The 19,786-nt window shown below is 55.1% G+C and carries 20 protein-coding genes and 2 pseudogenes; 1 reads left to right on the top strand and 21 read right to left on the bottom strand.

The window, feature by feature from the left end; genetic code table 11:
• Window positions 1-84: 84 nt before the first annotated feature.
• Window positions 85-291: pseudogene (locus E4P82_RS18045) on the top strand (transposase); the annotation flags it as partial.
• 19 nt (window positions 292-310) lie between these two features.
• Here the strand turns inward: E4P82_RS18045 and E4P82_RS18040 are convergent.
• The 21 genes and pseudogenes from E4P82_RS18040 to E4P82_RS17945 form a co-directional block, all read right to left on the bottom strand.
• A complete protein-coding gene (locus E4P82_RS18040) occupies window positions 311-505 on the bottom strand; it encodes an acyltransferase family protein (protein WP_169250176.1) in 195 nt (64 codons plus the stop codon).
• 32 nt (window positions 506-537) lie between these two features.
• Window positions 538-2,445, bottom strand: a complete 1,908-nt coding sequence (locus E4P82_RS18035) for a glycosyltransferase (RefSeq protein WP_169250175.1) — start codon at window positions 2,443-2,445, stop codon at window positions 538-540.
• 205 nt (window positions 2,446-2,650) lie between these two features.
• Window positions 2,651-3,295, bottom strand: a complete 645-nt coding sequence (locus tag E4P82_RS18030) for a CmcI family methyltransferase (RefSeq protein ID WP_169250174.1) — start codon at window positions 3,293-3,295, stop codon at window positions 2,651-2,653.
• Window positions 3,296-4,008: 713 nt separating this feature from the next.
• Entirely contained in the window at window positions 4,009-4,365 is a 357-nt protein-coding gene (locus E4P82_RS23825; protein ID WP_420887139.1) for an acyltransferase family protein, read from the bottom strand.
• A 251-nt stretch (window positions 4,366-4,616) separates the two neighbouring features.
• Window positions 4,617-6,028 (bottom strand): annotated as a pseudogene (locus E4P82_RS18020) (ABC transporter ATP-binding protein).
• The gene (locus tag E4P82_RS18015) at window positions 6,018-6,617 is read right to left on the bottom strand and encodes an ABC transporter permease (RefSeq protein ID WP_246327695.1); all 600 of its coding nucleotides are present in this window, start codon (window positions 6,615-6,617) and stop codon (window positions 6,018-6,020) included. Before E4P82_RS18015 ends, E4P82_RS18020 begins: the two are co-directional and overlap by 11 nt.
• Window positions 6,618-6,648: 31 nt before the next feature.
• A complete protein-coding gene (locus tag E4P82_RS22395) occupies window positions 6,649-6,882 on the bottom strand; it encodes a hypothetical protein (RefSeq protein WP_246327694.1) in 234 nt (77 codons plus the stop codon).
• A 48-nt stretch (window positions 6,883-6,930) separates the two neighbouring features.
• A complete protein-coding gene (locus E4P82_RS18010) occupies window positions 6,931-9,648 on the bottom strand; it encodes a tetratricopeptide repeat protein (RefSeq protein WP_169250172.1) in 2,718 nt (905 codons plus the stop codon).
• 24 nt (window positions 9,649-9,672) lie between these two features.
• Window positions 9,673-10,086, bottom strand: a complete 414-nt coding sequence (locus E4P82_RS18005) for a hypothetical protein (RefSeq protein ID WP_169250171.1) — start codon at window positions 10,084-10,086, stop codon at window positions 9,673-9,675.
• Between the two features lie 79 nt (window positions 10,087-10,165).
• Window positions 10,166-10,651, bottom strand: a complete 486-nt coding sequence (locus E4P82_RS18000; protein WP_312915645.1) for a peptidylprolyl isomerase — start codon at window positions 10,649-10,651, stop codon at window positions 10,166-10,168.
• Between the two features lie 49 nt (window positions 10,652-10,700).
• Window positions 10,701-10,922, bottom strand: a complete 222-nt coding sequence (locus tag E4P82_RS17995; RefSeq protein ID WP_169250170.1) for a hypothetical protein — start codon at window positions 10,920-10,922, stop codon at window positions 10,701-10,703.
• Window positions 10,923-11,268: 346 nt separating this feature from the next.
• Window positions 11,269-11,937, bottom strand: a complete 669-nt coding sequence (locus E4P82_RS17990) for an FG-GAP repeat domain-containing protein (protein WP_169250169.1) — start codon at window positions 11,935-11,937, stop codon at window positions 11,269-11,271.
• Window positions 11,938-11,941: 4 nt separating this feature from the next.
• Entirely contained in the window at window positions 11,942-12,388 is a 447-nt protein-coding gene (locus tag E4P82_RS17985) for a hypothetical protein (RefSeq protein WP_169250168.1), read from the bottom strand.
• 153 nt (window positions 12,389-12,541) lie between these two features.
• Entirely contained in the window at window positions 12,542-13,627 is a 1,086-nt protein-coding gene (locus tag E4P82_RS17980; RefSeq protein WP_169250167.1) for a hypothetical protein, read from the bottom strand.
• 267 nt (window positions 13,628-13,894) lie between these two features.
• Complete coding sequence (locus E4P82_RS17975) at window positions 13,895-14,857, bottom strand: type II secretion system protein GspD (protein WP_338140971.1); 963 nt, start codon at window positions 14,855-14,857, stop codon at window positions 13,895-13,897.
• A gap of 25 nt (window positions 14,858-14,882) precedes the next feature.
• Window positions 14,883-16,217 carry a secretin N-terminal domain-containing protein gene (locus E4P82_RS17970; protein ID WP_169250165.1) on the bottom strand — a complete coding sequence of 445 codons (1,335 nt, stop codon included), beginning with the start codon at window positions 16,215-16,217 and terminating at the stop codon, window positions 14,883-14,885.
• A 13-nt stretch (window positions 16,218-16,230) separates the two neighbouring features.
• Window positions 16,231-16,860, bottom strand: coding sequence for a type II secretion system protein N (locus tag E4P82_RS17965; RefSeq protein WP_169250164.1), 630 nt, complete (start codon window positions 16,858-16,860; stop codon window positions 16,231-16,233).
• Entirely contained in the window at window positions 16,857-17,459 is a 603-nt protein-coding gene (gene gspM / locus E4P82_RS17960; RefSeq protein WP_169250163.1) for a type II secretion system protein GspM, read from the bottom strand. Before gspM ends, E4P82_RS17965 begins: the two co-directional genes overlap by 4 nt.
• The gene (locus tag E4P82_RS17955) at window positions 17,456-18,514 is read right to left on the bottom strand and encodes a PilN domain-containing protein (protein ID WP_169250162.1); all 1,059 of its coding nucleotides are present in this window, start codon (window positions 18,512-18,514) and stop codon (window positions 17,456-17,458) included. The genes gspM and E4P82_RS17955 overlap by 4 nt, the downstream gene beginning before the upstream one ends.
• Before the next feature lie 150 nt (window positions 18,515-18,664).
• Window positions 18,665-19,579, bottom strand: a complete 915-nt coding sequence (locus E4P82_RS17950; RefSeq protein WP_169250161.1) for a type II secretion system minor pseudopilin — start codon at window positions 19,577-19,579, stop codon at window positions 18,665-18,667.
• Window positions 19,579-19,749 carry a hypothetical protein gene (locus E4P82_RS17945; protein WP_169250160.1) on the bottom strand — a complete coding sequence of 57 codons (171 nt, stop codon included), beginning with the start codon at window positions 19,747-19,749 and terminating at the stop codon, window positions 19,579-19,581. The genes E4P82_RS17950 and E4P82_RS17945 overlap by 1 nt, the downstream gene beginning before the upstream one ends.
• Window positions 19,750-19,786: the final 37 nt, after the last annotated feature.

Raw genomic sequence — 19,786 nt, 5'->3', positions numbered from 1 at the left:
TCGGCTTGTTCGAATCCAGCGTCAACGCGGACGTCTTTCTCGCCTCGGATTCGCCACCGTCCTCCTTGCCGCAACTTCCCCCCGCCGCCCGTGATCGTCCTGGACAACGCCACTTTCCACAAACGCGCCGACGTTCAAAACGCCCTCCGCCAAGCCGGCCACACCCTCGAATATCTCCCGCCTTATTCGCCCGACCTCAACCCCATTGAGCACAAGTGGGCTCAGGCCAAAGCCATCCGCAAACAAACTCACTGTTCCGTTGATGAACTCTTTCGTTCCAATAAAATATGATCACTATTACTTTGTTTAGCTATATTTTCCCAATCAAAAACCCACTCAGAACAAAAAAAAGCTCCACTCTCCAGAACCCACAAAAATAGCTGATCAGCTTGACCCGATCAGACTCTGGAATAGCTTGAATAATAAAGAAAGTAGCATGAGAGGTCAGAACAAGCAGTATCGCCGCCGCCTGCAACACATCCAACCCATAATTTCGCCCTGTCATGAAGGATTATCGATCCAGCGGATGATGGACATTTAACATGGGGTTGATTCTGAAATACGCCGCAGGCCCATGAATAGATCATTCCAAATCCCAGCGGGCGTATCCCAGTCTAGTAGCCAAGACTGTGGGTGATTTACCAATCGCTCGATGAAAGCTCCCAATCGAGGGGCAACAATCGGTAAACCCGTTCGTATGGCGACACTGAGGGTGTAGGAATAGGTTTCCGGCCACTGCGCCGGAAAAAAGATTACATCAGGACGTTCCCGGGCGATCAGCAGCAATAGGCGCTCATCTTGGTAAGGGCCGGAGAAAGACAACGGCAAATCGGGTTCCTGTCGCGTCTCGCGATCCGCATGGCCAATCACTCGGAAAAAAAGCGGTAATTCTCGCGTTTTGGCATCGTCGGCGCAACGCTCCAACAGATGCAATCCCTTGGCTGGCGTCAGACGACCCAGCACCAGCACTTTAAGCTCGCCAACTCCATCGCACGATGGCGGAATCGTCACGCTATCCAACATCGGCTCTGGATGAGGAAGATAGTGATAATGCGCCTCGGGGACATAACGCTGCATTCGGGTCAAAAGATCCTGCGATGGCACGATAACTCGCTCGGCACCGACCAGTAAGTGCTCAAAACAGGTGCGCCAGGACAGAATATCCAAACCCCAAGGAGCGGGACGTTCAGCTAAACAGGCCGTGCAACCCGCCGTGTCCGGCTCACCGCAATAGCGGCCATCCGCTCGCGCTAGATTGTATTGCGGGCAAATCGGATAATAATCGTGCAAGGTAAAATCGTAGGGAATCGCCAAATCATTAGGCAGTTGCAGCAATTGCTGTTGCAGATCGAGCACATGATGGAAATGGATGCGAGCCACCGACAGTTGCCTGAGAAAACTCAATAAGTCGGAGTAGGCATATGGCATTGGAAACCAGACACTGAATTCTTCCCCGTGCCGCGCCCATTCCAGCACCGCCGTCGTGGCATCGAAAGCCCGCAGGATAAAGACCTCGTAATCCGGTTCCAGCAGCGCCGCCAACTCCCGCACATGCTTCTCGGTGCCACCGCCACCCTTATGCATGACAAACAACAATCGAGGCTTTGATGAGCGCGCCAACCGGGCATTGTCGATACGCCGCCGCAGCAAACGGGCCGGATCGCGAGCGCAATAGTCACCGACCAGCGGAAAATAGCGGGGTTGCCGTTGCTCCAGAATCTGCTGAGCTTGTGCGCATAGAGTGGCGCTCTCCATGCCAAAGGAGATTCCGCCACGATGATAAACAAACACGTCGGCGGCATGCAGATGGCGAAACCCGATTTCCAGCGCCCGCATCGAGAAATCGTTTTCCTCACCGTAGCCACGCGCGAACAGAGCGGCGTCGAAATAACCGACCTGATCCAGGCAACGCCGGGTAATGTACATACAGAATCCGACTGCGGTCGGCATGTCCACGGCTTGCCCGGCGTTGATCTCCGCGAACAAGGCATCCAATGCCGCCAGCGACCAACCAGCCGGCAGTGGATTATCTTGCATGAAACGCGGATAGCTGCAAATCGTGGCATTGTTGGAAAACGGGGTCACCGTTCCAATCATCGGATCGCCACCCGCATGTTGGTACAAACGATCCAGCCAGTCGCCATGCACCTCTGTGTCGCTGTTGAGCAGTACCACATCGCGATCGGGGTGCAACACCATACCCCGGTTGACCGCATTGACGAAACCAGTATTGACCGGATTTTCCAGCAGGGTGAAAGCACCGGTTTCCGCTTGTTGCCGCAGAAAAGTGCTCAACTCCGGTTCCGGGCTGCAATCGTCGATCACCACGATTTCGCAGGTGGTCCGCTGAGGAAACGCCAGCACGCTCTCCAAACAGCGCCGGGTTTCATCCAGCCCACGGTAAACCGGGATAATTATATCGATAACAGGTAGGAGGGGCGACATAACAATCACAGGCGATATCGAATCAGAATGAGTAGCCATCAATAACCCCTGAAATTATTTTTTATTTACCTGTGAAAATAGTCAACTTGATATTTGACTTAGTCGAATTTGCATTGAGTTTATGTCTACTGCAAGTCCACCCCTCACTGCCCCACATACTCATCAAACGCACGATCCGATCAACCATCATAATTGCCAATACCAATTACCTAATTCGCTTCAAATAACCATATGGATTAAATGTCATTAAGAACTTCTCTCTAGTCTTATCTATTATAAAATTTTTATTTTGACTCAAGAACTCTTCTACTGCCTCAAACGGCCCTTCACCAAACGAAGGATAAATCGGGTGTCCATTTATATTTGTATCTTCTACTATTATATAACTTCCCACACTGACATATGGAGCAAATAATTCAAGCTCCTGCGCCACATGATGTTTAGTGTGATCAGAATCTAGAATGACTAATCTGGTTTCTTCAGAACGGTGGCGCAATAGGGAATCGATGAGCACTGAGTCCACACTGGAACCCTTTACATAGTTGATCTTAGGGTGTATCGGTCTAGTAGCGTTCTCTATAATATCTATAGTAATCACCTCGCCATAGCCTAAGATGTCTAGCATATGCGCCAAGAAAAGCGCGCTGCCGCCAAGATGGGTGCCTGTTTCGATTATTAGCTTGGGCCTGATTTCAGCGATGATCTCCTGGTAAATCCAAAGATCTAGTGGACATTTCAGACAAGGAGTATTAAACCAATAAGTTTGCGCGAAAATAGGACCCGTACCTTCCAGACCGTTATAATAAAGATCATGAAAGCGATCAACCACTATTTTGTCTTGATTAGTCATAACTGATCACCATAAATGATGTTTTGGTCAATTTTGATTGGTATCAGATAACAGCTTGGCACAAGCGAATCTATAGTTTTCCTACACAAATACAAATTGTGGGATATTTATTAACTTACGATTATCCCACCTGTGCTGAGCGTATCGCAAGCAGAGGTTAACTAACGCTTTTATTAAATGTCGCATAAGTAAATGACTTTTTGAATTTAAGTATCGGTCTTTCCAGGAAATAGTAGGAACATGCAGCAGCGATTAAAGTTAAAAACTGTACCAATCAAAATAACCGTCAGATGATTAAATCCTAGAGCTAAAATTGTCCTAAATATTGGATAATGCCAAAGATATAGACCGTAGGAAACTGATCCTACCCAAATCAACCATTTCATCGTGAAAATTTTGCCAACAATGCTTCGTTTGCCTACGAGGATATCGAGAATCAATGTTGCTGTAAGAAGGTCGATGACAAAGAATCCTAAATAATACATTCTTGGATCTTGCCATTTGCTAAAAAATGGAAAAGGCAAGAAGGCCTATCATAGAAAAAAGGGGCGATAACCATAAGGTATTTCGACAAATATTCCTTAATGTTTTCACTTATTAAGCTCGAAGATATCAGCACACCAAGAGTGCAACCAACCATCAACGCATCCGCTCTTGTATCCAACCCATTATACATTCGTTCTGCTGTTGCATCATTCATAACAAGATAGAGTCTAAGGAACCAAGAAAACAACGCAACAAGAGTCGATACAAAGACGATATACCAACGATTTTTTTGTTATACGGAGCAGGGTCAATAAAACAACTGGCCATAGAATGTAAAATTGCTCTTCAATTGAGAGCGACCATGTATGCCCAAGAAAATCAGGCGGGTGTAACTCAAAAGCTCTTGCCCAATTTGAAAGATATACCAGAGAAATCACAGCATCAATAAAATTCTTGATAGCCATTTCCTTGCCTAATACCAAAGAACTTATAAGGCAAAACACGACCAGCAAACATATCAAAGATGGGCCAAGCCTTAGCACACGCCTCATGTAGAAATGCTGTAGGTTAATGCGCGCCCCCATACAATCAAATTCTTGCACAAGTAACGATGTGATCAAGAAGCCACTCAATACAAAAAAAAATATCCACGCCGATAAATCCCCCTTCAAAAAAATTGAATCTCAGCGTGGAAGAACATAACGGCAAGAATCGCGATGCCACGAAGGCCATCTAATTCTGGCACGTAAGCCAACTTGGAACAGCTATTGGTCATCACCATGACGTTGCTGCATCAACTTACGGATTTTGCCTTTGAGGCCCTTACGAAAAGCGATCATGAGCATGATTTCTGAAGCGGTTCCAACATGCTGGCAACCTTCAGTTCGATAGTCAGCATTGGTATACCCATCAACCCATAGCCTTGACGCACACTACTAGCATGGGACTTAAAAAATCAGAACATCGTGGCACCAGCAATGGGTAACATGGTCTTTCTGCGTACCCGAAGCGACTGCTACATCTACCGAATAATCGCCAACCGGCAGCACTGGCATGCGGAAGGTAAACCCTGCGATCAAATATTGATTAACAACTGCTGGACGAGGATCATTGGCATAAGTCAGATAGGTATTCTCCCCGAATAGGTGCTGACCAAGTCGATCCTTGATAAAAAAAACCAATGATAGGGTTGTCAAAATTAGCTAGCACTAGTGTATTCACGACCAGGATAATTATTTCACCTCCGACAATCCAGCTCAGGATACGGCCTTGCTCGTCTTGAAAATGGACGTCCTTGATCTGAACCATCCCAGTACCGTAGCTATTAACTTCACGGCGAAATTCGAACAGTTCAATATCGTTACGAAAGCGGGTCTGATTCAGAAACGCCAGCCGCTGATCCACCCGCTCCATCGGCGCATGCGGGGCAATTTCGGCGTCGGGTTGTCGTGGCAACGGCGCTACCGAAACAGTCGCACCCTGGGATTCGCGCAAGGTTGCCAAGTAGTGCTCGCAGACCTCCTTGGCTGGACCCGACTCACGCACCTGTCCCTGTTCCAGCCATAACGTGTAATCGCAGAGATTGACCACCGCCGCAGTGTCGTGGCTGACGAAAAACAAGGTGCCATGCTCCTGAAACTTGCGGAGAAAACGCATACATTTCTGCACGAAAAACATATCGCCGACCGCCAATGCCTCGTCGATGACCAGGATGTCGGCGCGGACATGAGCGGCGACGGAGAAAGCCAACCGTACCGCCATGCCGCTGGAATAGGTCTTGACGGGTTGGTCGATGAATTCGCCAATGTCGGCAAAGGCCAGAATCTCGGGCAGGTAACATTCGATTTCCATGTCGTCGAGACCGAGAATCGCGGCGTTGAGGTAGACGTTCTCGCGACCGGTAAACTCTGGATTGAACCCGGTACCCAGTTCCAGCAGCGCCGCGACCCGACCTCGCACCGCCAGCGTACCGGTGGTGGGCGCCAGCGTGCCGCAAAGCATCTTGAGCAGGGTGGATTTACCGGAGCCGTTCCGGCCGATCACCCCAACCGTCTGACCGCGCCGAACCGTAAACGACATGTTCCGCAAGGCCCAGAACTCGTGATAGTAGCGGCGCCGGCCACGCCATAGCATCTGCTTCAGGCGGTCCTGCGGTTTCTCGTAGATCTGGTAGCACTTACCAACCTCATTCACCTCGATCACGAACTGCTCTTCGGTCGAGCGGTCGCTCACCGGTTCAGAGGACATCGGCGAATCCCCTGCGAGTTCGGGCAAACCAATAGGCACCCAGCAACGCCACCAACAATCCCACGCCCAGGCAAAACAGGTAGGGCATCCAAGCAGGTGGTTGGTTAAATAGAATAATCCCCCGAGTCTGTTCGATCATCAGCGCCAGCGGATTGAACTGGAACCAGTATCGGACGGCTTCCGGCAGGGCGCTGACCGGATAGAACACCGGACTCATGAACATCAGTAATTGCACCAGCGGCACGATCAACTGCTGGATATCGCGGATGTATACCCCCAAGGCAGCCAGAAACCAGCTCAGACCCAGCGCAAGCAACAGCAGCGGCAACACCAAGAGCGGTAGCAACAACACCGTCCAGCTCAGACCACTACCCAGCGTCTCCTGCAACAGCAGAATCACGGACAATGTGGCGGCCAGCGTCAGCAAGGCGGAGGTCGCCATCACCGCCGGTAACATCTCCAGAGGGAAGATGACGTTCTTGACATAATTCTGGTGCGCCAGGATCAGACCAGGGGCGCGGCTGAGACATTCGGCAAGAAAATTATAGAGCGCCATACCGACAAACAGGATCAACGCCAATTCGCTCAACGAACTGCCCCCATGCTCACCCCAACGGAGTTTAAAGATCACGCCGAAAAAAAAAGGTGAATACCAGCAGTGACAACAGCGGCAGCAACAGTGACCAGAGCAGCCCCAGATAGGAACCTCGGTAACGTTCGGCGAAATCCCGCTTCAGCAGTTTCAGAAACAACTGGCGTTGCAGCCAGGACTCGCGCAGAAACCGATAGAGCAACCAATCCTGTCCAAGTCTGGATTTGAAAGTCGCCGGTAATATCAAATTGAACACCGACACAGATTCAGTCGACTTCAGTTGAGAATTGTGCGACCAGCGTCATGAGTCCTATCCGGGTTCACGGCCGGGCAGCGCCGATACATGCAGTGGAGCTGGCGGCAGTCCCTGTACATCGCGCTCCCACATCAATTCGTAAGCACGTTCGAGATGCCGGGTAAAACGCTCGGTGTCGAACAATGGGGTTCGCAAGCGATTGTACACCAGCTTGTCCCGCAGCGCCGCCAGCTCCGTCGGCTGAGTTGCCAGTCGCACCGCCCGCTCCTCGTATTCCGCCAGCGAGTAGGTAATGAGCTCCGGCAAACCCACCGCATGCAACAGGCTGGCGGCCACCCGCGCCGGGAATGCTTCACCCAGGCAGGTCAACACCGGCAACCCGGCCCACAAAGCGTCGCTAGCGGTCGTATGCGCACCGTAAATGTGCGTATCGAGAAAGAGGTCGGCCAAACAGTGACGTTCGAGATGGCAATCCTTGGGTAGGCGTTTGGCAAACACCAACCGCTCGCCGGCCACCCCGCAAGCCGCAGCGGTCGCTCGTAGATTGTCCTGAGCTTCCTCGCTCTCGGAGTACAGCCACAGTATCGAATCCGACACACGAAGGAGGATGCGCATCCAAACCGAAAACATGGCCGGTTCAAGCTTCTGAATCTGGTTAAAACAACAGAAGACAAAGCATTGTTCAGGCAAGTCCTGGTCCGCCCGCTGGATGCCGGTCTCGGCGATTTCCTGCCAGCGGTCGTTGACCTGGTAGCAGTCGGGTAGATAAACCGGCTGCTCGGTGCAAAAAACCGCTTGTTCCGGCGGCAATACGACCGGGTCCACAACCACATAATCCAGATATTGCGCTCCACTGCTCCCTGGAAATCCGAGCCAGTTCACTTGGATCGGCGCTGGCCGATGACAGAAAATCTCCGGGCGGGAATCATTCGTATACACCATCAGGTCGACCAGCACATGAATGCCATCCGCCTGGATTCGCCGGACGGCGGCGGCGTTATCCATGTTGGAAAGATCGACAAAGTGATCGCAATCGTTTTTGATGCGCTGGTAGTAGGCACTATCCGCCTCGCCGCGCAAAGCGTAGCCGTAAATCTCGAAACGACGCCGATCATGGCAATGAAAAAACCCGCGCATCAGATGTGCGGTTGGATGCTCATGAAAATCCGCCGATAAATAGCCGATCTTGAGGCGCTTCGCCGCTCCATCCGCATACTGACCAGCTCCATGCGCCACACTAGAATCCGCCACCACCTCCATCAGCCGTTCGGATTCGCGCCGGGCAATCGCCAACCGTAATTCCTGGGACACTGGCAGAAACAACGCCCGGAAAGGTAGTAGTGGGGATGGTTCACCTCGCTCCAGACACTCCTCGGTCAACCGCCGAATGGTGGTAATGCGATATTCGTAGTCCTGCCAATCCCCGTGTTCCAGACGGCGAAATTCGTAACTCACCCGAACCAGTTCTGGGGTAACGGGTGGTACCGGAGAATCCGTCGGTCGGATCTGGATGAAACCATCGTGATAGTTGGCTCGAAACGGCCGCTTCGCCAAGCGATCAGCGGTGGCAAAGGCCATTCGTGCTTCGGCGAAGCGATCCAAACCGGCCAATGCCTCACCGAGCTTGGCATGGAATTGCCAATCGTCCTTGGCGGACGAGGGCAATGCTTCCAGCAGCGACAACGACTTCTCGAACTGCCCCGTGGCATTCAAGGCCGCCGCCACGGCCAGCCGGGCTGGAACTTGATCGGGTCCAGCCAAAACCAGCAACCGCTCCGCCGTTGACATCGCGGCCCGATAGCGCTCCCGCGCCAACAGGATCGCAACCCGGGCACGCAGCAAACCGACGTGATCTGGATACCAATGCAATCCTTGCTCGATCCAGGCCAACGCCTGATCCAGTCGCCCTTGCCGCAATTGGCTGTCGCTTGCGGCTAACAGGATTTCACCCGTCGGCTGCCCAACGGCCCGCAGTGCATGGACTGCGGTCAAGACTTCCTGATAACGCTGCAGTTGCAGCAGCGCAAGCGCGCGGTTCAACAACGCCTTGGCATGGTCGGGTTGCCGGGTAAGCAAATGATCGAGCGTTACCAGTGCCTCTTCATATCGTTGCAGGTCCATCAAGGCAGCCGCGCGATTCAGCAAAGCGGCGGCAGAGGTGGGATGGGTCGTCAGAGCTGTATCGGCCACCGTCAGCGCTTCCGCCGAGCGCTGCAATGCCCGCAGTACGGCTGACTTATTGATGAGGACTACCCCATACCCTGGTCGCAGTTGCAACGCTCGCTCAAAGGCGAGAAGGGCTTCCTCGTGTTGTCCGAGACCGGTTAACGCCACGCCCCGATTTGCATGCGCCATTGGCTGGTCATTGTCCGACTCCAATACCGCATCGACGGTCACCAGCACCTCCGCGAAACGTCCCAGGCGCAGCAACGCGGTGCTCTTGTTCAACAAGGCACCCAGTCGTTTATCCCCATCCAAACTTAAAATCTTATCAGCCAGTTGTATGACTTGGGCGTAGTACCCTGTTTCCAATAGGGCCGCCGAGGCCAACAACAATATAGCTGGATTAAATGGTTCCAACCGTAGCGCATATTCGAGCGCTCGCTGGCAATCCTCAAAACATTCGAGCTTGTATTGCAGCTCCGCCAGCCGGAACCAGAAACGGGCGCGATGAGGCGCGAACTGACAGATCCGAATATACAGCTCCTTGGCTTGTTCGAGTTGCCCTTCGGCGGCCAACCGGTCCGCCTGCGCGATCAGGGTTTCGATCATCGGGGATGCAACACCGCCAAGGTATTAACGCTGACTCTTGTGGTACCATTGACCATCGATCAGCACCCAGGTCTGCTCCAAGGTCTGGGGTACCCAGCCCATGGTCCCAATCAGTACCTCTCCACTGATACGCGCCTTGCCTTGCCCGGCTTCGATATTGACTGCGTCGACTCGGACCTTGCGCACCGGTAAGCCCTGCAGCGACATGGCGTTTTCCAGCTTCAGCCAACCGCCTGGCTGTGCCGCCGATTCCATTTCATACATGGTTCTCACATCACGCGCTTGGCGTGCCGCCCAGTAACGCTCGACTCGTTGCCGTAATGCGGTTTTGAGTTCCTCCGATGTCGCAGCCGGTTGGCTCGCACCACTCGAAGTAGGCGGCGTCACCTCGACTTGATTCGCGCTTGGCGCTGGAGTGTCGGCCTTCTCGGCCAGCACGGCTCCAGTTCCAACGAATCCCGCGATCAACAAGACAAGCTGGCAAATCCGACACGGATTTAACATGACATTCTTACCTTCAAGGTGTCGTCTGGGGTAGCGCACTTTTGAGCTCATCGATCTCGACGGTCACGCCAACCTGCTTTGCCAGTTGCCAGGCATATGCTTCACTGCCTTGACGAATGGCCTCTCGACGCATTTGAGCAAGCACCGCTCCGCGCGCATTCGCATAGGGCGTCACCAAGGGGTCACGCTTGTCCTTCAGTTGGATAATTTCGTAACCAACTGGAGATTTAAGTACTTCGGAGTATTGTCCCGGTGCTAGATCAGCGACTGCTTTCTGCAACCAAGCATCTTGATTGACGGGTAGAAATCCGAGATCGCCCTCGGCCACCTTGCCTTGGGGATTTTCAGTCAGTGCCCCCGCCAAGACCGCAAAGGATTCACCGGCGCGAAGTCGTTTCAAGGTCGCATCAGCGCGTGCCTTGACAGCCTCGATCTCTTGAGGACTGGCGTTGGCGGGCACACGAAACTGGATTTGCCCAACCCTGACCATGGCGGGGATTCCGAATGCCTCCTGATGTTCCAGATAGTATTGATGAATTTTCTCCTCGTCAGGCGTTTTTTTTCGCCTCCGGGAAGTATTTGGCGGCCAACAGATTATAGCCTCGCAGGTAATCTGTCTGACTTGGGGGATGATCCGTGGGGAGAAATCCTTCCCGACGCATCCCTGTCTCGATCAAGCGATCAATAATCATCTCACGAAGCACCTGCGCTTTACCTGGATCGGTCGTTGCCATTTTGAGCAATCGGCTATCTTGGGAGATGAATTTCATAAAATTCGTCAACAGTGATCTTTTCACCGCCGACCTGCGCCATGATCACCTCTCGCCCAAGAGGTTTCGCGGTATTTTCCCCAGACGTCGACGGGTGGTCTGCGGAGTCGTCACCGCTGAGGGTGATGGCGCATCATCATTCCCCGTCGCCGGCGCACTACCCTGCTCCGCAGCCAGAGCCTGCTGTTGAACCCAAAGCGGCACAAGTCCAAATACAACCGCCAAGATGAGATTTATCACCACTCTGTGAATCATGTCGGCCTTTTAAAATTGATGAATCGGATGTAAAGATATAATGACTTGCAGCCAAGATATATTGATACAAAGCTCGCGCTACAGTTTTAGCCTAACCCGCTTTCTTACCGGCCGCGAGCTTCGTGAAGGTCTCCCACAATGGACCGTAGATAACGGCTGACGGTTCAGTGCCTTGGATGGCGGTCACGGCATCCACCCAACCATCGCCATCCATATCCTTCAACTCCACCCAATTAGGCCACCTCGCCAACGGCAACTGGATATTTTCAAAAATTCCCGGCGTATCCTTGATCTCTCGGTAGAGCACTAGCGCATGGATTCCTCCCGCCAGCAAATACCGTGTGCCATCCCGGTCTTGTCCCGTCGCCATGACGTGGATACCCGCCTTTCCTGGATACGGAATCGGTTTGCCTTCCGTAAAGTGGCCTTTGCCGTCGTTCAAGAGCACCACGATCTCTTGCCGCACCGCCATGGGCACCAACAGGTCCACAGTGCCGTTCCGGTCTATGTCGAAAGGAAGCACATGCCGTGGCCAGCCCTGCTCGAAGGACCATAGCCGGCGAGGAACTGGCTCTTTATCAGGACCAGGGTAATCGATCACCCATACATCATTACCGAGACGCGAGGTAAGCACCAATTCATCGATGCCATCGCCATTCAGATCGGCCGAACGCACATGTTTAGGCTCATTACCGAGCGTCAAAGTATAAACCGCATTGACCTCGGCAGTTTCTGGATTAAAGCCACGCAGCAAAGTCAAGGCCCTACCGGAAAATGGCGCTACCGCCAAGCTCAGATCCCAGCCGGGCCAAAAAAAAGGGAGTGCTCGCTCTAGGGGCTGGCTGCGCACGTTCGCTGATCAACTCAAGGCGGCCATCCGGCTGCGCCTTGACCACTTTCAACTTGCCTTCCCCTTCCGCATTGATCAAATACCGCTTGGGAGTACCCGGCAACACAATGGTGTCGTTTGGATGAAACCCGGTAACCGCTTGCGGGTCGTGAGCTTCGAAGTGGCGCGGCGCCACTTGCTGGTACACTTGAATTTCGTTGTTGTTGTGCGAAGTAAATATCAGATCAAGTCGGCCATTGCCTGTGATGTCGTCCGCCAGTACATGAATGACTCCTTGGGTCGGCAACAGGGATTGGGCATCGGGAGGAGCGCTCACCGGCGGCGTTGTCGCGTCCTCCGCCACCGCCACGATGCCCACCATCCACAAAGCCATGGCAAGAATCCATCGACTCATTTATCTCCCCTTGATATGGCAATACGGCTTGCTGAAAAGAAGAACGGCGCACCAAGTGCGCCGTCCAACCGGGACGCCGAAACGTCCCTATGCTATGCGGTCATCAGCAACAACCGGCTCTCAATAGTCGGGCACGATACCCCGTTCATGAGCCAAATCGGTCTGCACCTGCACCGAATTCGCCGAGGTGCCGAGACCAATCAAGCTGAAAGCAACACCCGCACGGGAGTATGCCGGCCCAGTCAAAGTGTTACTGGTATCCGCGAGGTGGAACAGCACAAAACCCGCATCAAGGGCCGGTTGGCCACTGGCCAAATCGGTAATGGCATGGCCCGTGGGATCGTTGGTCGTTCCGTCAATGCCGTTCGCATCGACGACATTCAGCTCATTCGGCAAGGAAAGGGTGCTGGAAACAGCGACTTCATCGGCATCATAGACATCGATCGCCACGGCAGTACGGCTGATGTTCCCGTCACCGTGCTTCTCGCCACTATTATCCGGGAACCAGAGCACAAACCGAGTATTGCCATTCAGAGGAGTCGGATCCACGAAATAACGCAGGCTGAACCTCGCCGCCGTATCCGCATCATACGCCAGCGGCATACCAGCCAGCAGGGGGTTTACATCACTCGGGATACCACCCTTATAGGTGACCTCGTCATCCACGCCACCCGCCGCATCCCGCAAAGGCAGCACGGGAATATAGGCTTCGGATGCCCAGTCACCCTGAATCAAATAGGCGGAACCGTACAGAGTGAAGCTGCTGTAAGCGCTATCGCTGCGGGCGTTATTGCTGGACAGCACAAGATAGCCCGTGACGCCATCCAAGGATGGGAAGGGACGAGCGGGATTGGTGATCACAAAGCCCCAGTCGAACCGCGAAAAGTCATTGCAACTGATATTCACGGCGCCATCGGCCAAATGCACGCTCTTGGTGCTGAAGAAGTACCAATGAAGCTGTTTTAACGTCCCATTACTGCACTCACTTCCCTCGCCTTGCACCGTCGGGAACTGGCCCGGGGGAACGGAGTCCCCAACCGTCACACCAACCATGGTGTTGACTCCGGCTGTGGAATCGAAAAGAACATGAGGTACCAGCAGCGCGCCACCAGGCTCACCCAGGGTGATCGCTTGGGCGGCGCCAGAGGCGCCGATGGCAGTTGCTACCGCCGCCGCCACACCAATCTTTTTGAAATTCGCCAACATGTCGTAACTCCTATAGGTTGCTTCGCACGAGCGCTTAACAAATACACTAAAAGTCTGACCACAGAGGAAAGACTACATGGGAATCAAGCTGGTGTCAACATAACAACATAATTTTGTTGTTTGCGCAACAGCTTTTATCCTTTGAACAAAATAAAGAGGTTGCGGTATTTATAAATAGAAGAGCCATGGAATGCAAGGATTCTCTCGTAACCTTCCAAGATCAGGACCTGCGTCGTTGTACAAATACAACGCTCTGATTCCTCTTCATCAGGATGCTGGAATCATCGGTGCAAGCTCCTGCATCTTGCGCTTGATCTCCTCGGTCACCTGATCGGCTTCCTGGCTGTTCTCGACCACCCGTGGGGTGATCAGTACGATCAGCTCGGTACGGTCCACCTGCTCTTCGGTGTTACCGAATAGCGCTCCCAACACCGGAATTTTGTACAGTATCGGAAACCCGCTCTGTCCTTCGGAACGATTGTCGCGGATCAAGCCGCCCAGCACCAGCGTCTGGCCACTCTTGACCACCACCTTGCTGGTCACGCTACGCTGCAAGAACGAGCGTGACGAGATGGATTGGCTGCTACTTTGGGTGGTTTCCACCAACGGCCCCAAATCGATCACTTCCTGCTTGATTTCCATATTCACCATGCCGCCCGAATTGACCCGAGGCAATACCTCCAACAGTACACCGGTATCTTTATATTCTACGCCACCCGAAGTAGTCACGTTATTCGTGGTGGTCGTACCGGATGGAATCGGTTGCTGGGTACCGACCCGGATCACCGCCTGCTGGTTGTCCACCACCATCACATGTGGCGATGACAGCACTTTGACCTTGGAATCGCTAGCCAAGGTATTCAGCAAAGCACGCACCAACCCGGCACTGTCGGTAACCGCATAGGAAAAAGCACCGGTTGCTTGACCCGACAGCACATCGTTGACCGTCAGGTCATTCGCGCTGATCCCGAGCGAGCCCGTGCCGGTGTGACTGCTGCCTACATCATTGGTGAAAAACCATTGCAGGCCGTACTGCAACTTGCCGGTCAGGGTCACCTCGGCGATGGTGGCCTCGATCAGCACCTGGCGGGGCGTGACATCCAGCTTTTGCAGCGTGCTGATGATCCGCTCGTAATTCTGATTGGTGGCCCAGATTAGCAAGGAGTTATTTTCGGTATCGGCGACGATGCGAACCTCCTCCATGCCCGCGCTGGGTCCACCCGAACCAATGGCGCCACTTCCACCAGTGCCAGCACTAGCGTTGGCCGTGCCACCGGCACGCCCACCGACGCGACCGCCGCCAACCGACGGCGTGGAGCCCCCAAGTCCGGACGTTCCCGTACTCCGACGTACCCGAACTGCTCAACCCGGTGGATGACGAACCGGACAGCGTCGACTTGCCGCTTCCTCCACTCAAACTGGAACTCGAACCACCCGTCAGGCCCGATCCGCTCGATAGCTGCGATGATTTCAAACCTGGCGCCAGATCCCCTCCTCGGCTTGCGCCACCACTGCCACCAAGGTTGAATAGACCGTTGAGCAATTCGGCCACGTAGTCCGCTCGGCTGTTCTGCACCTGATAGACATACAGCCGTTCGCCACCGATGCCATCCAGGCGCTCGATCCAGATGGCCGCTTCCTTGAGATATTCCAATTGTGGCGTAATCACCAACACTGCATTCAGCTTGCTGAGCGGTACGAATTTAAGCATCCCCGCGATGGGCGTTCCGGAACCCTCGCCTAAAAATTGATTCAATTCCCCGGCCAACGCCTGACTGTCCACATTGCGCAACCGGAACATGCCGATGGACATCCCCTTGAGCCAGTTCACATCGAAAGTATCGATGGTGCTTTGGGCGTTGGCCAACTCTTGCGAGGTACCAGCCAAAATCAGCAGGTTACGAACTGGATCCGCTCGGAGAACACCGCCTTCGGGTAAAAACGGCGTAATGATCGTTTGCATCTCGGTGGCGCCCACATAGCGTAAGGGCACGATCCGCACACCATACCCCAGCCCCCCCTGCCCCAACCGTGGCGTCAAAACCCCTTTTTGCGCGGCGCCTGCGGCCGGAATGATCCGGTATACCTCGCCTTCGCGAACCAGAACCGCGTTGCTGGCGCGCAGCAGCGTCTCCAAGGTCGGCAACAACTGATCCCGTGCGAGCGGCCGACCGGTTTGCACGGTCACTTCACCCTGCACCTGCGAGTCGACCGTATAATTTGCCTTGAGGGTGTCGAAAATGACTTTAACGACGTCACGAATATCGGCCTCCTCGAAATTGAGAGTAACTTCGCCGGCTGCGGTGCGGGTTACCGGTGTCGGCTTGGAGGTTGTCTTCCTGTCGATGAAGTTACCCGTCCCTGGCAGGATCATCGTGGTGCCGGCAGTCATCGCGGCGCTGTCCTGGTTGGCGAGCGGCGGCCGAGCGGCGGACGGCAACGGCGCCGAAGTCAGGCGAAGCGCTTCGCCAGCGGTGGGCGCGGCCGGCTCCGCCGAGTCTTGAGCATTCTGGTCAGCGGGTGCTGTCGCGCACGCGCCGAGCAGCAACGCCAACAACGCGCAAGCCAGCGTGAAACATGCTTTTTTCATGAAAATAGAGCCCTTATCCATTATTTTGTGGCGGCGGAGAGACCACTGGCGGTGGGGGCGCACCGGGTTTGGGCGCCATCGCTGGTTGACCGATCGGTTGCGCATTCCGGCCACGCCGCGCGCCAGCCTGGCCTGCGCGCGGACCCTTCGGTTTTTGCGGGCGTATCAACGGCAATGCCTGAGTTGATTGGCCCTTGCGCAACACGACCCGGTCCGAGAAAACGGCCTCCAACCGCCACTCGCCTATCGTTTCCCCCGGACTGACCCGTGCCGTCTTGGCATTGGGCTCTTCGGATCGCAATAAAGCCTTTCTCGCATTAGATGTGATCATCACACCGAACAGCCTCAGTTTCTGTTCCGGCCCTGGGGGAGCAGGCGGTTCTTCTGGTGACGCTTCATCTGGGGGAGGAAGTTCCGGCTGGCGAGCCGCGATAAACAGCGGATGCAGGACAATCTCACCATACTGATCCAGTGGCGGCAATTGATAGAGCCGCATGGGCTCCACCAACGGCAGTTCCGGGGGCCGACTCGCGGTAGATGTCGCAGGCGGGCGTAGCGGGTGCGCGAGTTGCCAGTACACGGCGGCGGCGGCACCCGCACCAACCAGCAACCACAGCAATAAGCCGATGTTTCTGGCCGTCATTTAGCATCCTCTTTGCGCAGGTATCCCGAGATTTCAAATTGAATATTCAGTTGCACTCGGGTATAGCCAGCCAACCGGCCGTTGGGTAGACGTTGACGGACCTCTCGCGCCGATACATCCAGATTGTCGACGAACAATAGCGGCGTCTGCGATTCAAGGTCGTACAGAATTTTCTGCAAGCTGTCGGTATCCCCACTCACGGTCGCGTTGACAGCCACCTTCACGGCGCTTCCTTCCTCGACCGGCGGCAGCGCCTGCGTACTGCGCAGGGTCCCACCGGCCGCTTCGACGACGGCCTTGACGCGCTGCTGCAGCTCGGCGGCGGCCAGCGGTGGCGCGGATTGCGGCAAATACTGCGCGGTTATATTGCGATCCTGCTGGATTCTGGTGATCAGCTGTTGGATCGGCTCGCGGTTGGCGGCCATTCGTTCGAGCTGCTCCAATCGACCCTGCTGCTGTTCCAGACGTTCTGCATAAAAACGGTAGCTGGCGGCCAGCCCCCGCTCCACCACCAAGTAGAAGCTACCAACCACCACCAGCAACAGCAGCGCCAACGCCCCCAGACGTTGTCCCCAACCCGGCGCCGTCGCGATGGTCATCGCGACTCCCTGCCGATGTGCGCACCCAACAGGAAACGCTCTTTGTTGGTTCTCGGATCCGTGGTGACCGGCGACAAAAATCTAGCGCTGTCCAGCATATCGGACGCTTCGAGAATACCGACCAGCGCCGATGCCTTGGTGGACTGACCGTTGATCTGCAAGCTATCTCCCTTGATCTGCAATCGCTCCACCCAGGTGTCCGCTGGTAGGATCAGAGTCAATTCCCGCAGCAGATCCACCCGAGTCGGAATCGCCTGTTTTTTCTCCGTCAGCATCCGGGAGGTTTGCAAGGTCCGATCCAACTGATCGCGTAGGGTCATGGCTTGATTCGCCGCCGCCTGAAGCCGGCCGCTCTTGGCGTTCGCTTGAAGCAACAGCGCGCGTTGCTGCCAAATCGGCAACACCGAAGCCATCGCGACCAGCAACAGACTGGCGACGATCGCCATCGCCCGCATCCGCTGTTCCCAAAGACCCCGGCGCACCCGCTGTTCCGGCGGCAACAGATTAAGGTCGGAATCGGCACCCACCACATCCAGCACATCCGGCAACAGCCCTTGTTGTCGCAACTGAAGTAGCATCGGATCCACCGCAACCCGCGGCAACGCGGTCAACTCGACCCGTAAACGGCGCTGTTCGGGCTGACGCTGCAACACGCGGGCATGGTAGTACACCTGATCGGCGGTAAACGGCGTCAGGCGATCCATCTCGAACCCCGCCACTTGGCGCAAGTTCTTCTCGGCGGCCAAAGGCAGCGACAGGGTCCGCGTCAGCGCCTGGTCGGCTGGAAAACGCAGCACCAGTTGTCTAGCTTTTTCTGCCTTAAACCACTTCGCCACCAGCCGATCATCGGGCAACGTCCGATCCAACCGCTCCAGTATCTGGTTTTGTCCAGCTTCCTCGCGCGACAACACATACCCATTTTCATCCACCGCGATCACCAAGCGTCGCGACGAACCAGTCAACCAGCGGCGGACGCTGACCGGCAACCAAGCCAGCAGGCCATCCCGCCACCAGCGCCAGAATGCATTCCAGATCCAGCGGGGGTTGATCGTCAAAGCTTGTAAACGTGATGAATCCAACGACAAAACCATGCGCGAATGCCTGTTCTCCGAGCTACAAGGCCATGTAAAAATCGAGTTTATGCTGTATGAGGATCAATCCAAAGGGTAAGGGGAGCTTTGGTTTGGTTTCCAAAAAGCCATTTTTCAGCCCCCAGCGCGCCACGCCAGCACTCGCGGGTTCCGCTCGGTGGCCACACTCCGCCCATCGATAACGGCCTTTATGGTCACGGATGTTCCGCTCTCCGTCTCGGCCGTAACGGCAATATGATAAACGTTCGCACGGCTCGGGGAGAAAAAGGATTGACCGTCGCCGGCCTGCAACGGTGGCGGAACCGTTCCATCGGTGACGGCGCTGGCGCGCGCCTTCAGGTAATCGGCCACGGTCCGCTCGTCCAAACCCAGGGCTTGCAGCAAGGGGGCGGGCGCCAGTTCCGGATTCACGCCGGAGTGGTAGGAAAACACCGTCCCCACATCGGCGATCCGCTCATAGATCGCTTGAGTCATTCCCAACACCCCCCCTAATTCCTCAACGCTTTCGAATGGCGCATTCTTGGGTCCGGGCTGGCCGGCGGCGCGATAGTCACTGCTTTCGGCGCCGTGCGGCAATGGCCGATCGTCTGGATCGCGCCAGTCCTGGATGGCGTCCGCCAAACGGTCCTGATCCTGGGGATCGACGCCGGCCGCAGCCAGTAGAGCCTTGAGCAATTCGGAGTTGGCGGTGTTGAGATTCACCAAGCCGCCGGCGTCCACTACCTGGATTCGCAGCCGACCACCCCCGAAAGACCATGCGCGCCAGTCACCATTTGCCGGCCACTGTTTTTGCGCCTCCGGATCCAATTGCCAGGCCAAGGCATAGGCCATGCCGGCTTCGGCCAGAGCCCGTGCCTGCGCTCGCTCGACCGTGCCGGTCGCCAAGCGAGTTTCGATCCGCATGGAATAGGCGAAACCACCGGCCATCACCGCCAGCAGGGTCATGATCCATAACACGATGACCAGCACCATGCCGTTTTCGCGAGCGTCGAAGCGTCCGGCGCACCCTTTGCGATCGGTGGCCATCATCAGCGTGGCCCCTCGACCAATGCAACGACCAGGTCGGGCCAGGATTCGCCTCGCAGCGTCAGGTTCAGCCGCACCAACAGTGGCCGCCGCTCGGTACTGGTCCAGTCGGCGTGCCAACGCGGCGATTCCTGATCGTTGTCCCGTTCCGGACCGAAATACGCCCACTCCACTGGCGGACACCCCCTCCAGCAAAACGTTTACCCGCTC

The organism is Candidatus Competibacter phosphatis (assembly GCF_012939995.1).
Taxonomy (GTDB): Bacteria; Pseudomonadota; Gammaproteobacteria; order Competibacterales; family Competibacteraceae; genus Competibacter; species Competibacter phosphatis.
The sequence above is the reverse complement of the archived record's forward strand: the minus strand, read 5'-3'. Positions and strand labels throughout refer to the sequence as shown.